The organism is Streptomyces sp. LMG1-1-1.1, assembly GCF_040815545.1.
Taxonomy (GTDB): Bacteria; Actinomycetota; Actinomycetes; order Streptomycetales; family Streptomycetaceae; genus Streptomyces.
On the sequence record NZ_JBFPNH010000036.1, the window covers coordinates 40,239 to 52,630 of the forward strand.

General features: G+C 72.9%; 10 protein-coding genes. 5 read left to right on the top strand and 5 right to left on the bottom strand.

Going from position 1 to position 12,392, the window contains the following annotated elements; translation table 11 throughout:
• Positions 1-43 precede the first annotated feature (43 nt).
• The 4 genes from MRBLMG1_RS21555 to ybaK all read left to right on the top strand — a co-directional run bounded on the left by MRBLMG1_RS21555 (position 44) and on the right by ybaK (position 4,231).
• A complete protein-coding gene (locus MRBLMG1_RS21555) occupies positions 44-1,660 on the top strand; it encodes an oxidoreductase (RefSeq protein WP_367825767.1) in 1,617 nt (538 codons plus the stop codon).
• Between the two features lie 204 nt (positions 1,661-1,864).
• Positions 1,865-2,944: a hypothetical protein gene (locus MRBLMG1_RS21560; RefSeq protein ID WP_367825730.1), complete on the top strand. Its 1,080-nt coding sequence runs from the start codon at positions 1,865-1,867 to the stop codon at positions 2,942-2,944.
• An 11-nt stretch (positions 2,945-2,955) separates the two neighbouring features.
• Positions 2,956-3,693: an LON peptidase substrate-binding domain-containing protein gene (locus MRBLMG1_RS21565; protein ID WP_367825731.1), complete on the top strand. Its 738-nt coding sequence runs from the start codon at positions 2,956-2,958 to the stop codon at positions 3,691-3,693.
• Positions 3,694-3,733: 40 nt separating this feature from the next.
• Positions 3,734-4,231 carry a Cys-tRNA(Pro) deacylase gene (gene ybaK / locus MRBLMG1_RS21570; RefSeq protein WP_367825732.1) on the top strand — a complete coding sequence of 166 codons (498 nt, stop codon included), beginning with the start codon at positions 3,734-3,736 and terminating at the stop codon, positions 4,229-4,231.
• A gap of 33 nt (positions 4,232-4,264) precedes the next feature.
• Here ybaK and MRBLMG1_RS21575 read toward each other — a convergent pair whose 3' ends face one another.
• From MRBLMG1_RS21575 to MRBLMG1_RS21590, 4 genes are all read right to left on the bottom strand, one after another.
• Positions 4,265-4,903 carry a DUF2567 domain-containing protein gene (locus MRBLMG1_RS21575; RefSeq protein WP_367825733.1) on the bottom strand — a complete coding sequence of 213 codons (639 nt, stop codon included), beginning with the start codon at positions 4,901-4,903 and terminating at the stop codon, positions 4,265-4,267.
• A 34-nt stretch (positions 4,904-4,937) separates the two neighbouring features.
• Entirely contained in the window at positions 4,938-5,765 is an 828-nt protein-coding gene (locus MRBLMG1_RS21580) for an ABC transporter permease (RefSeq protein ID WP_414721622.1), read from the bottom strand.
• A 67-nt stretch (positions 5,766-5,832) separates the two neighbouring features.
• Positions 5,833-6,804 carry an ABC transporter ATP-binding protein gene (locus MRBLMG1_RS21585; RefSeq protein WP_367825769.1) on the bottom strand — a complete coding sequence of 324 codons (972 nt, stop codon included), beginning with the start codon at positions 6,802-6,804 and terminating at the stop codon, positions 5,833-5,835.
• A 20-nt stretch (positions 6,805-6,824) separates the two neighbouring features.
• Positions 6,825-8,282 carry an NYN domain-containing protein gene (locus MRBLMG1_RS21590; RefSeq protein ID WP_367825734.1) on the bottom strand — a complete coding sequence of 486 codons (1,458 nt, stop codon included), beginning with the start codon at positions 8,280-8,282 and terminating at the stop codon, positions 6,825-6,827.
• Between the two features lie 226 nt (positions 8,283-8,508).
• On the opposite strand from MRBLMG1_RS21590, the gene MRBLMG1_RS21595 reads away from it, so the two are divergent.
• Positions 8,509-8,682, top strand: coding sequence for a hypothetical protein (locus MRBLMG1_RS21595; protein ID WP_367825735.1), 174 nt, complete (start codon positions 8,509-8,511; stop codon positions 8,680-8,682).
• Positions 8,683-8,767: 85 nt separating this feature from the next.
• Here the strand turns inward: MRBLMG1_RS21595 and dnaE are convergent, their stop codons facing one another.
• On the bottom strand, positions 8,768-12,307 hold the full coding sequence (gene dnaE / locus MRBLMG1_RS21600) for a DNA polymerase III subunit alpha (protein ID WP_367825736.1): 3,540 nt from the start codon (positions 12,305-12,307) through the stop codon (positions 8,768-8,770).
• Positions 12,308-12,392 lie beyond the last annotated feature (85 nt).

Here is a 12,392-nt window from a genome sequence, read left to right on the forward strand (position 1 = left end):
GGCGGAGTCGTGGGAGCGGATCGTGGAAAGCGAGGGGGCGGCAGTGACCGAGCCGCACGAGGACGGGATGCCGGACGGCCTCACGGGCCCGGAACGGGCCGTGTGGCGGGCGTTCCGGATCGGCAGGACGTGCGATCTCACGGAGGGGATCGCGGAGCGGGACGACCCGTTCAGGGAGCGGGAGTGGGAGTGGGGTGAGGAGCGGAGCGTCCGCGCCGACGTGGTGGCGCTGCTGCTGCTCGCCGGGCCGCCGGCCCGGTCCGGGCGGGTGGCCGCGCTGAAGCTGCGCGGGGTGCGGATCACCGGCGTGCTGAACCTGGCGGGCGGGACGATAGGGCCGTACGTGGAGCTGCACGGCTGCCGTTTCGACGGAGAGGTGGTGCTGCCCGAGGCGCGCTTCGGGACGCTGCGGATGGTGGAGTGCTCGCTGCCGCGCCTGGAGGCGGCCCGCCTCCACACGGAGGGCGACCTGCACCTGCCGCGCTGCCGGGTGCGGCACGGCATACGCCTGACGGACGCCCAGATCGGCACGGACCTGCTGATCAACCAGATCCAGGTGTGGCCGGACCGGCGGGGGCGGGCGATCACGGCGGACGGCATGGTGGTGGCGCAGGACGTCCAGGCCGAGCTGATCGAGACGCACGGCGAGCTGAGCCTGCGCGGGGCGAACGTCGGGGTGTCGCTCAGCCTGCGCGGCAGCGTGCTGCGCGGGGCGCAGGGCCGCCGCGCCCTGAACGCCCCGCAGCTGACGGTGGAGCGCTCGCTCTATCTGAACGCGGCGTGGGTGTACGACGACTCGGGGAGCTACGCCTCCACCTACTCCACGGCCACCCCGCCATACGGGGTGTCGCCCGCCCAGGGCGCCCGGCGCAAGCCGGTGGAGTGCCACGGCGGGGTGCGGCTCGACGACGGCCGGTTCGGTGACGCGGTCGATCTGCACCAGGCCCGGTTCGTGCTGAACGGCGCGCGCCGGGAGGAGGTGTCGCTGCGCCGGATCGTCACCCCGGAGCTGCGGTTCAACGGCGAGCGGCCCGAGGAGGGGCGGGTCGTGCTGAACGGCGCCAAGGTCGTCACGCTGATCGACCTGTCGACCAGCTGGCCGGGCCCCGGCGGGCTCGCGATGGGCGGCTTCGCCTACGAGAACCTCGTGCCGTACGGGCCGTTCCCGCTGGCCCGGCGCCTGGAGTGGGTCGCGGCGGCGACCCCGGAGTACGCCCCCGAGCCGTACGAGCGGCTCGCGACGGTGCTGCGCAACAGCGGGGAGGACGCCGACGCCCGCGAGGTGCTGCTCGCCAAGCAGCGCCGAAGACGCGAGACGCTCCCCCTGGCGGGAAAGCTGTGGGGGTACCTCCAGGACTGGACGGTGGCGTACGGCTACCGGCCGGGCCGGGCCGCCCTGTGGATGGCGGTGCTCTGGGGGGCGGGCACCCTCGCCTTCTCCCACTACCGCCCGATCGCCCTGAAGGGCGACGAGGCGCCCGAGTGGAACGGACCGCTGTACGCGCTCGACCTCCTGCTCCCGGTGATCAACCTCGGCCAGGACGGCTACTGGCGCCTGGAGGGCCTCTGGCAGTGGGCCGCCGCCGTGCTCATCCTCCTCGGCTGGATCCTGGCCACGACGGTGGCGGCGGGCGCCACCCGGCTGCTGCGGCGCGGCTGACGGAGCGGGCCGGTCGCACGGCCGACCGGGCGGGGCGACGGGCGGGGTGCGGTCGGGCGGCCGGGCGGCCGGGTGACGGGCGGTCGGCCGGGCGGCCCGGTGGAGGGGCTCGGGAGCCGTGGTGTGGGCCCGGTGGAATGAGGGTGAAAGGGCTGGGCAGGCGGGCGCGCGGGACCCCGGCGCGGTGGGAAAATACGTCGCACGATGTCCTTGCTCCGCGCCCTGGTCGGCGCCGTCCGCTCGGCCCGGCACGCACCGCGGCTCGCCGCGGGGTTCGTGCCGGACGACGACGTGCTGCTCGACGCCCCGGACGAGCGGCTCGCCCCCGCCCTCGTCGCCGCCGCCCTCGCCGATCCGGAACCGGCGGCGAAGCTGCTCGCCACCACCCGGGACGGCGGCGAGTGGGAGGACCGCGACCGGTACGTCACCCGGCTCGCCACCTTCGCGTACAACAGGGAGGAGTGGCTGACGCACTGGCTCGACGCCGCGCCCCGCGACCCCGACGCCCTCCTCGTCACGGCGCAGCTCGCGGTCCGCAGGGCCTGGGAGTCGCCGGCCCGGGCCGAGCGGCTGCGCGACCTCGCCCCGCTGATCAGCGCGGTCGCGGAGCAGGCGCCGCGGGACCCGGTGCCGTGGCGCCTCGCCCTGGACCACGCGCGCGGGGCGCACGCCGGGCACACCGTCTTCGAGTCGCTCTGGGCGCAGGCCGTGCGCCGCTCCCCCCACCACTACGGCTGCCACGTCGCGGCGCTCAAGTACCTCTCCGCGCAGTGGTACGGCTCCCACCGCGCCGCCTTCGACTTCGCCGAACAGGCCGCGGACGACGCCGTGGAGGACTCGCTCGTCCGTGCGCTGCCGGTCCGCGCGGCCTACGACCGGCTGCGGGTGGGGCCCGCGGACGACGGGTCGGTGCCCGCGGCGCGGATCGACCGGGCCGCGGACCGCGCCCTGACCCTGTCGGCGGCCTTCCCCGCGGGCGACCCGTGGCCGGCCGAGGTCCGCAACCTGCTCGCGTACGTACTGGTGGAGCAGGCGCGGTGGCGGGAGGCGCGGGAGGAGTTCGGCCGGATCGGCCCGTACGCGACCTCGTTTCCCTGGAGGGCCGCGCGGGGCTCCGTACCGGAGGACCCTTCCCCAGGCTCTCGGCTTCGTTCGAACAGGGGGGACCCCCTCCTCGGATTCCTGGCCGCGAGGGACCTCGTACGGGCCGAGGTGGCCCGTCGGACACCCCTCTGGGACACCGGAGACGGACGGGCCGGACGGGGCGGGCCCGGCGGCCATTAGGCTTGGCCGCTGTGACCACCGCTCGCCTGCCTCTCTTCCCGCTCAACGCGGTGCTGTTCCCGGGCCTCGTGCTGCCGCTGAACGTCTTCGAGGAGCGTTATCGCGCCATGATGCGCGAGCTGCTCACGATCGACGAGTCGGAGCCGCGCCGGTTCGCGGTCGTCGCCATCCGCGACGGCCGCGAGGTCGCGCCGACCGCCCCGGGCATGCCGGACCAGACGTCGCTGCCGGAGAAGGGCCCCGGCGCGGGCTTCGGCTCCGACCCGATCCAGTCCTTCCACCGGGTCGGCTGCATCGCCGACGCGGCCTCGATCCGCGAACGCGCCAACGGCAGCTTCGAGGTGATGGCCACCGGCACGACCCGGGTGAAGCTGCTCTCGGTCGACGCGAGCGGACCGTTCCTCGTCGCCGAGGTCGAGGAGATCCCGGAGGAGCGCGGCGAGGAGGCCGGCACCCTCTCCGAGGGCGTCCTGCGGGCCTTCCGCAGCTATCAGAAGCGGCTCGCGGGGGCGCGGGAGCGCTCGCTGACGACGAGTGAGCTGCCCGACGACCCGTCGGTGGTGTCCTACCTGGTCGCTGCGGCGGCGGTGCTCGACACCCCGTCGAAGCAGCGGCTGCTCCAGGCACCGGACACGGCGACGCGGCTGCGCGAGGAGCTGACGCTGCTGCGCGCGGAGACGGCCGTGCTCCGCCATCTGCCGTCGCTGCCGGCGGTGGACCTGACGCAGGGCCCGACGTACCCGAACTGAGCCGGACCCCCGCGGGACGGACCGAGCCGAGGAAGAGCGCGTGGCGAAGAAGCAGAAGAAGAACGGCGGGGGCACCCCGGCGACGGTGGCGCTGACCGCGGCCGGCACCCCCTTCACCCTGCACGCGTACGAGCACGACCCGGCCTCCCCCTCCTACGGCGAGGAGGCGGCGGAGGCCCTCGGGGTCTCCCCCGACCGGGTCTTCAAGACGCTGGTGGCCGACGTGGACGGCGAACTGACCGTGGCGGTGGTCCCGGTGGCGGGGCAGCTGGACCTGAAGGCGCTGGCCTCGGCGGTCGGCGGCAAGCGCGCGGCGATGGCGGACCCGGCGGCCGCGGAGCGCACCACGGGGTACGTCCGGGGCGGGATCTCCCCGCTGGGCCAGCGCAGGCGTCTGCGTACCGTCCTCGACGCCTCGGCCTCGGACCACGCGACCGTCTGCATCTCGGCGGGCCGCCGCGGTCTCGAGGTGGAGCTCTCCCCCGCCGACCTGGCGGCCCTCACCTCGGCGGTCGTCGCCCCGATCGGCCGCGCCTGACGTCCGGCGCGGCCGTCCCCGAGGCCGGTGCCGTCAGCCGGCGCTCGGGCCCTGCCGGTACGGCTTCGGCTGGTCCCACGCCTCCGGCTCGGGGTCGCGGGGGCCGAACGCGGCCGTGAGGGCGAGGTGCACGATCATCGCCGCGAGCGGCCAGGCCAGCATCGCGGCCGCGGCCATGTTCAGTTCGAGCGGCGCCTCGAAGACGACGTTGGGGCCGACCGCCTTGGCGTGGCCGACGACGTCGTCCGTCGGGCCGAAGGACGTGCCGAGGCCCCATGCGAGGAGCGAGCCGAGGACGCCGCCCAGGGCCAGGCCGAGCACCAGCGGGACCCCGCCCTTGCGGCGCAGCAGGAAGACCACGAGCGCGGCGACCGCGCCGAAGGCCAGGGCGAGGAGCACGAACGTGCCGTCCGAGCCGATCGCCGACTCGCCCTCGGAGTCGCGGAGGTAGACCCCCTTGCCGTCCGAAATCAGCTGGACGCGGGGGGCCAGGGTCAGCCACAGGACTCCGAGCACCGCGCCCGCGACCGCCGAGACGAGGGTCACCAGGACGCCCTGCAGCACCTCGGCGCCCGTGATCGGGTCGCCGGCCGGCCCGTCGGCCGGCGGGGGCGACGGGGGCCAGTCGGGGTCGTGCGGCGGCTGGTGGGGCGGAGTCAGGGGTGCGGTCACCCCGCCATCGTGCCAGGTGCGCCTGTGGCCCGCCTCAGCGGACGGCGGCCCGCCGGTACGCCCAGGTGGCGACGGCGAGGGAGAGGACGCCGACCGCCCCGCACACGGCGAGGTCGCCGGCGACGAGCGCCCAGTCCGGGTGCGGGTCGAAGGTGTGGGCCAGGGCCTCCACGCCGTACGTGGACGGCAGCAGGTCCCGCGCCCACGCGACCGGTGCGGGCATCCCCTCCGCCGGGAGTACGCCGAGGAGCAGCGCCGCCGACATGCCGAGCTGGCCGAGGAGGGTGGCCAGCTCCGGCCGGGGCGCGAGGAGTCCGAGGGCCGCGCCGAGTCCGGCGAGCGCGGCGCCGGAGAGCGGGACGACGGCGGCGAGGATCCACAGGTGGCCGAGCGGAAGGCCGAACAGCACGGAGCCTGCGACGGCGGTGACGGCCGTCCCCGGCACGGTGAAGGAGGCGTACGCCCCGGCCGCGCCGAGCACGACCGCGGCGGGCGGCACGGGCAGCGTGGCGTAGTGGTCGAGGCCGCCGCCGGCCCGCAGCTGCCCGAAGTACTGGGCGAGCAGGTTGAGCGCGACGAAGGCGACGACCAGGACGGTGGAGCCCGCCACGACGGCGCGCGCCTCGGTGCCGCCGTCGACGACCCCGCGCATCATGACCATGATGCCGATCGACTGGAAGGTGGCCACGAAGAGCAGCGGGATGCGGGCGACCCGGGCCCGGGAGAGCTGCGCCCGGTAGACGGCGGCCAGGGCGGGCAGCAGCCGGGCGCGCGGGGCGAGGGGTGCGGGGCCGTCCTCGGCGCCGCGGGACCGGGGGGTCGGCGCGGCGGTCGGCAGGACCTCCGCGGGCACGGTGCTCACTGCGGGCAGCTCCTGACGGTGACGTGCGGTTCATGAGGGCCGCGCGGGGCGCGGGGGGCACGGCGGGTCACGCCTTCACCAGCCCCTCGGTCGCCCCGCCCAGTGCGAGGTACACGTCCTCCAGGCTGGGCGTGGCGAGGGTGAAGTCGTCGAGCGCGGCGAAGGCGGCGCCGCCGGTGACGGTGGCGACGGCCGCGCGGGCGGCGTCGGGGGCGAGCCGGAGGCTCCAGCGCCGTCCGGTCTCCTGGGCGAGTTCCCGCAGGGCGGCGACCTCGGGCAGGTGGAGCGGGGCGGCGTCGCGCCAGACGAGTTCGACGCGGACCTCGCCGGCGACGCGTTCCTTGAGCCCGGTGGGGGTGTCGCAGGCGATGACCCGGCCGTGGTCGAGGACGGCGACCCGGTCGAGGACGGTCTCGGCCTCGATGACGTTGTGGGTGACGAGCACCACGGTGGTGCCGTGCTCGGCGCGGCGCCGGTCGACGGCGGCCCAGACGGCCCGGCGGGCGACGGGGTCCATGCCGGTGGTGGGTTCGTCGAGGACGAGGACGGGCCGTCCGCCGACGAGGGCGGCGGCGACGCAGGCGAGCCGCCGCTGTCCGCCGGACAGCTTCTTGAGGGGCCGGGAGGCGAGCGGGGTGAGGCCCAGCTCCTCCAGGACGGCGTCGCGCTCGGCGCGCGCGTCGTGTGCGGTGAGGCCGCGCAGCCGTCCGGTGGTCTCGGCGGCGAGGGCGACGGTCAGCTCGTCGAGGGCGGTGGACTCCTGGCCGAGGTAGGCGAGGAGCCGGGCCGCCCGCTCGGGGTGGCGGACCAGGTCGTGGCCGAGGAGCTCGACGGTGCCGGAGTCGGGGCGCATGAGTCCGGTGAGCTGGCGGACGAGGCTGGACTTGCCGGCTCCGTTGGGGCCGAGCAGGCCGAAGATCTCGCCGCCGCGCACGTCGAGGCTGATCCCGTCGGTGGCCCGCACCTCGGGTGTCGCGGGCGCACCGCGCCTGCCGCGCGTGGCGGGGTACGTCTTGACCAGATCCCGCACCACGCACACCGTACTCACGGGGGAAGAGCCTACGGGGTCGCCGGGCCCGGTCCGGGCGCGGGGGCGTGTTCGGCGGCGGCCCGGACGTCGATCTCGCGCCAGAACCCGGCCCGGATCGCGTACCGGTCGTGCTCGTCGATCTGGTCGTCCTTGTGGGCGAGCAGGCCGAATCGGGCGGCGTATCGGAGGAGTTCGCCGTCGATGCGGTGCGGGATGCGGGGGTAGAGGGTGGACAGCTTCTGTACGTGGCTCTGCTCGGGAAGCCGTTCCATCCAACGGCGGGCGAAGACCTGCCCGACCTCGAACGGGTCACCGCCGACGGTGGTGATGTCCTCCTCGCGGTCGGCCCAGCGCTGCTCGGCACTGGTGAGCGCGGCGAGGGTGGGCAGGGAGGCGGTCTCGGCCGGCTCGCCGAGGGAGGGCGCGGGGCGCTCGACCCAGCCCCGGTCGGAGGACCAGCGGAGCGCGCTGGTGCCCTGCGGCCCGGCGGCGACGGACGGGCCGGGGAGGGACGTGGTGCCGGGGCCGCGCAGGCCGGCCAGGTCCTTGGGGGTGGGGACGCCCTTGCCCTGGGCCGGGGCGGGGAGCCCCGTGCCGTTCAGGTGGGCGCCGTTCAGGTGGCCGTCGTCCCGCAGGTGGCCGTCCTCGCGGAGGTGGGCGTCGTCCCTCAGGTGGCCGTTGTCGGGGAGGTGGCCGTTGCCGTGGGCGCGGTCGTCGTCGCGGACGTGGCCGTTGCGGTGGACGAGGCCGTCGGCGCCGTGGCCGCGGTCGGCGGGGACGGAGGGGTCCCCTGCGGGGGCGGGGCTGCCGTTGCGCGCGGCCGCGGCCTCCGCCGCCCGTTCGGCCGAGGCGGCGAGGGCGGCCTCGGGCAGCGGCGCGGAGAGGATCGCCGCGATCTCGGGGCGCGGGGCGGGCGGGGGCGCGCAGAGGCCGCTGAGGTCCTTGGCGCGGACGGCGCGGGTGATCCAGGTCCGGTCGAGGACCCGCCGTTCGTCGGCCTCGGCCACGAGGTCCTCGGACTGGTTGTAGTCGCCGTCGGCGGCCTGGACGGCCCAGAGGTGGACGGCGACGCCGTGCTCCTTGGCCGACATGAGGCCCGGCAGCAGGTCGCCGTCGCCGGTGACGAGCACGATGTCGGAGCAGGCCCGGTTCCTGGCGAGCTCGGTCAGCTCGGTGTGCATGGCCGCGTCGACGCCCTTCTGCGCCCAGCGCCCCTCGCTCCTGGTCAGGGCGCCCAGCCGGACGGTGACGCGGGGCATCACGCGCAGTCTGCGGTGCTCGGGCTGGGGCACCCGGTCGGGTGCGCCGTCGAACCAGTAGATCCGCAGCAGGGGCAGGGCGGTCTCGGCCTCGGCCCGCTCGCGCAGCTGCCGGATGAGGCCGGCGTGGTCGACGGTGATCCGGGAGCGGGCCGGTTCCCCGGCGAGAAGACTGGCGGCGGCGCCCAGGAGGTAGCCGGCGTCCACCAGGACGACGCAGCGGTCCACGTGTTCCACCCTCTTTCGGGAGCCTCGGATTCGAAAGGGTGCTTCGGGTTTCCTTCGAGTCTGCCCGACTGTCGGGGGCTTGACGGCCGGAACTGGATCATCGGCGTGGCGAATATCACGCCAGCTCGCCCCCTACGCTCCGTAATGATCCAACATGCGGCGCTTCGTACCGTATGTGAGTCTGACAGCGGCCCTGGCCCCTAGGTCCCTTTGAGGAGGCATTCCCATGGCCAAGAACCGCAACCAGACCCGCGGTCAGAAGCAGCAGTCCCCGGCCGAGCGCGGCGCCCAGCAGGCGCAGCAGTCCGCCCTCGAATCCCAGGCCGAACAGCGCGCCACCCAGGTCACACCGGGTGACATGGCGCGGAAGGGTCGTCAGAAGCGCTTCGGCCACAACTGACGCCTCCACGGCAAAGGGGCGCGCCCGTGACGACGGGCGCGCCCCTTGCGCGTGTGCGGAGGCCGGAGCGGGGTTGTCGCGGAGGTCAGCCCGCCAGGCAGGACGGGCCGAGCAGCACCTTCAGGTCGCCGAAGAGGGCCGGGTCGGCCTGCACCCGGTGCCGGTCGAGCCGGAGCACGGTCGTGGTGCGGGGGCCCTGGAGCTTGATCCGCACCTCGGTGTTGCCCTTGTGGTGCTTGAGGATCTCGCCGAGCCGGGTGACCATCGGCGGGGTCACCTTCACCGTCGGGATGGTGAGGATCACCGGTGCGTTGGTCCCGGCGTTCGACAGGTCGGGGACCATCAGCTCCATGGCGACGAGGCGGGGGATGTCCTCGCGCTTGTCGAGCCGTCCCTTGACGAAGACGACCGTGTCCTCGACGAGCTGGGTGGACACCAGCTGGTAGGTGGCCGGGAAGAACATGCACTCGATGGAGCCGGCGAGGTCCTCGACGGTGGCGATGGCCCAGGCGTTGCCCTGCTTGGTCATCTTGCGCTGGAGGCCGGAGATGATGCCGCCGATGGTGACGACCGCGCCGTCTCCGTGCTCGCCGCCGGTGAGCTGGGAGATCGCCGCGTCCGTCTTGTCGGACAGGACGTGCTCGATGCCGAACAGCGGGTGGTCGGAGACGTAGAGGCCGAGCATCTCGCGCTCCTGGGCGAGCAGGTACGACTTCTCCCACTCGACGTCGGAGAACTCGACGTCGAGGCCGAAGCCGGGCTCGTCGCTCGCCTCGTCACCCATCCCGCCGAAGAGGTCGAACTGTCCCTCGGCCTCCTTGCGCTTGACCGCCACCACGTTGTCGATCATGGGTTCGTGGTGGGCGACCAGGCCCTTGCGGGTGTGGCCCATCTCGTCGAAGGCGCCGGCCTTGATCAGCGACTCGACCGTCCGCTTGTTGCAGACGACGGCCTCGACCTTGTCGAGGAAGTCGGGGAAGGAGGAGTACTTCCCCTTCGCCTTGCGCGACTTGATGATCGACTCGACGACGTTGGTGCCGACGTTGCGGACGGCGGAGAGGCCGAAGAGGATCACGTCGTCGCCCTGGGCGGCGAAGTTCGACTCGGACTCGTTCACGTTCGGCGGGAGCACCTTGATGCCCATGCGGCGGCACTCGTTCAGGTAGACGGCGGACTTGTCCTTGTCGTCCTTGACCGAGGTGAGCAGGCCGGCCATGTACTCGGCCGGGTGGTTGGCCTTGAGGTAGGCGGTCCAGTAGGAGACCAGGCCGTACGCGGCCGAGTGCGCCTTGTTGAAGGCGTAGCCGGCGAAGGGGACCAGGACGTCCCAGAGGGCCTGGATGGCCTCGTCGCTGTAGCCGTTCTTCTTGGCGCCGGCCTGGAAGATGGTGAAGTTCTTCGCCAGTTCCTCGGGCTTCTTCTTGCCCATCACGCGGCGGAGGATGTCGGCCTCGCCGAGGGAGTACCCGGCGATGATCTGGGCGGCCTTCTGCACCTGCTCCTGGTACACGATCAGGCCGTAGGTGACCGCGAGCACCTCTTCGAGCGGCTTCTCCAGCTCGGGGTGGATCGGGGTGATCTCCTGCTGCGCGTTCTTGCGCAGGGCGTAGTTCGTGTGCGAGTTCATGCCCATCGGGCCCGGCCGGTACAGGGCGGACACGGCGGAGATGTCTTCGAAGTTGTCGGGCTTCATCAGCCGCAGCAGGGACCGCATGGGTCCGCCGTCGAACTGGAAGACGCCGAGGGTGTCACCGCGCTGGAGCAGTTCGAAGGTCTTCGCGTCGTCCAGCGGCAGGGCCAGGAGATCGATGTCGATCCCCTTGTTGGACTTCACCATCTTGACGGCGTCGTCCATGATCGTGAGGTTGCGCAGGCCGAGGAAGTCCATCTTCAGCAGGCCGAGCGACTCGCACTGCGGGTAGTCCCACTGCGTGATGGTGACGCCGTCGGTGTGCCGCACCCAGATCGGGGCGTGGTCGACGATCGGCTCGCTGGACATGATGACGCCGGCGGCGTGCACGCCCATCTGGCGGACCAGGCCCTCGACGCCCCGGGCGGTGTCGATGACCTTCTTCACGTCCGGCTCGTTCTCGTACATCGCCCGGATCTCGCCCGCCTCGCTGTAGCGCGGGTGCGAGGGGTCGGTGATGCCGTTGAGGTCGATGCCCTTGCCGAGGACGTCGGCGGGCATGGCCTTGGTGAGCCGGTCGCCCATGGCGTACGGGTAGCCGAGGACGCGCGCGGAGTCCTTGATGGCGTTCTTGGCCTTGATCTTGCCGTAGGTGCCGATCATGGCGACCTTGTCCGAGCCGTACTTCTCGGTCACGTACCGGATGACCTCGACGCGCCGGCGTTCGTCGAAGTCGATGTCGACGTCGGGCATGGAGATGCGCTCGGGGTTGAGGAAGCGCTCGAAGATCAGTCCGTGCGGGATCGGGTCGAGGTCGGTGATGCCCATGGCGTACGCGACGATCGAGCCGGCGGCGGAGCCTCGGCCGGGGCCGACGGCGATGCCCTGCTTCTTCGCCCACATGATGAAGTCGGCGACGACGAGGAAGTAGCCCGGGAAGCCCATCGAGATGATGGTGTCCATCTCGTACTCGACCTGCTTCATGCGGTCGTCCGGGATGCCTCCGGGGAAGCGGCGGTGCATGCCGCGCATGGTCTCCTCGCGGAACCAGCTGACCTCGGTGTAGCCCTCCGGGATGTCGAACTTCGGCATCAGGTTCTTCTCGACGAACATGCCGTCGGTGCTGACCTGCTCCGCGACCAGGAGGGTGTTGCGGCAGCCCTCCTGCCAGGCGTCCGAGGAGTCCACGGCGTACATCTCGTCCGTGGACTTCAGGTAGTAGCCGGTGCCGTCGAACTTGAAGCGGTCCGGGTCGGAGAGGTTCTTGCCGGTCTGGATGCAGAGCAGGGCGTCGTGGGCGCCGGCCTCGTGCGCGTACGTGTAGTGCGAGTCGTTGGTGACCAGCGGCGGGATGCCGAGCTTCTTGCCGATCTCCAGGAGCCCGTCGCGGACCCGGCGCTCGATCTCGATGCCGTGGTCCATCAGCTCCAGGAAGTACCGCTCCTTGCCGAAGATGTCCTGGTACTCGGAGGCCGACTTGAGGGCCTCGTCGAACTGGCCGAGGCGGAGCCGGGTCTGGAGCTCGCCGGAGGGGCAGCCGGTGGAGGCGATGAGCCCCTCCGACCACTGGGAGATCGTCTCCTTGTCCATCCGGGGCCACTTCTGCAGCCAGCCCTCGGCGTACGCGTCGGAGGACAGCTTGAAGAGGTTGTGGAGTCCGGTGGCGTTCGCCGCCCAGATCGTCTTGTGGGTGTAGCCGCCGGAACCGGAGACGTCGTCCCGCTTCTGGTGCGGCTGCCCCCACTGGATCTTCCGCTTGTTGCGCCGGGACTCGGGGGCCACGTACGCCTCGATGCCGATGATCGGCGTGACCCCGGCCTTCTTCGCCGAGTGGAAGAAGTCGTAGGCCCCGTGCAGGTTGCCGTGGTCGGACATCGCGATGTGCGTCATGCCCATCTCGTTGCACGCGTTGAACATGTCCTTCAGCCGCGCGGCACCGTCCAGCAGCGAGTACTGGGTGTGGACGTGGAGGTGCGTGAAGGGCGGCTTGGTCACGGGGGAGGCCTCCGACTGAATTTCTGGGGGGACAGCGTGGAAGTCTACGTCGGCCGACTGACAGATCGCGGGCACTCGCCGGTAC

Bases quoted from the DNA above. Each gene is read 5' to 3' on its own strand.
- MRBLMG1_RS21560 (WP_367825730.1), top strand. From the start codon at position 1,865: ATGTCCTTGCTCCGCGCCCTGGTCGGCGCCGTCCGCTCGGCCCGGCAC.
- MRBLMG1_RS21595 (WP_367825735.1), top strand. From the start codon at position 8,509: ATGGCCAAGAACCGCAACCAGACCCGCGGTCAGAAGCAGCAGTCCCCG.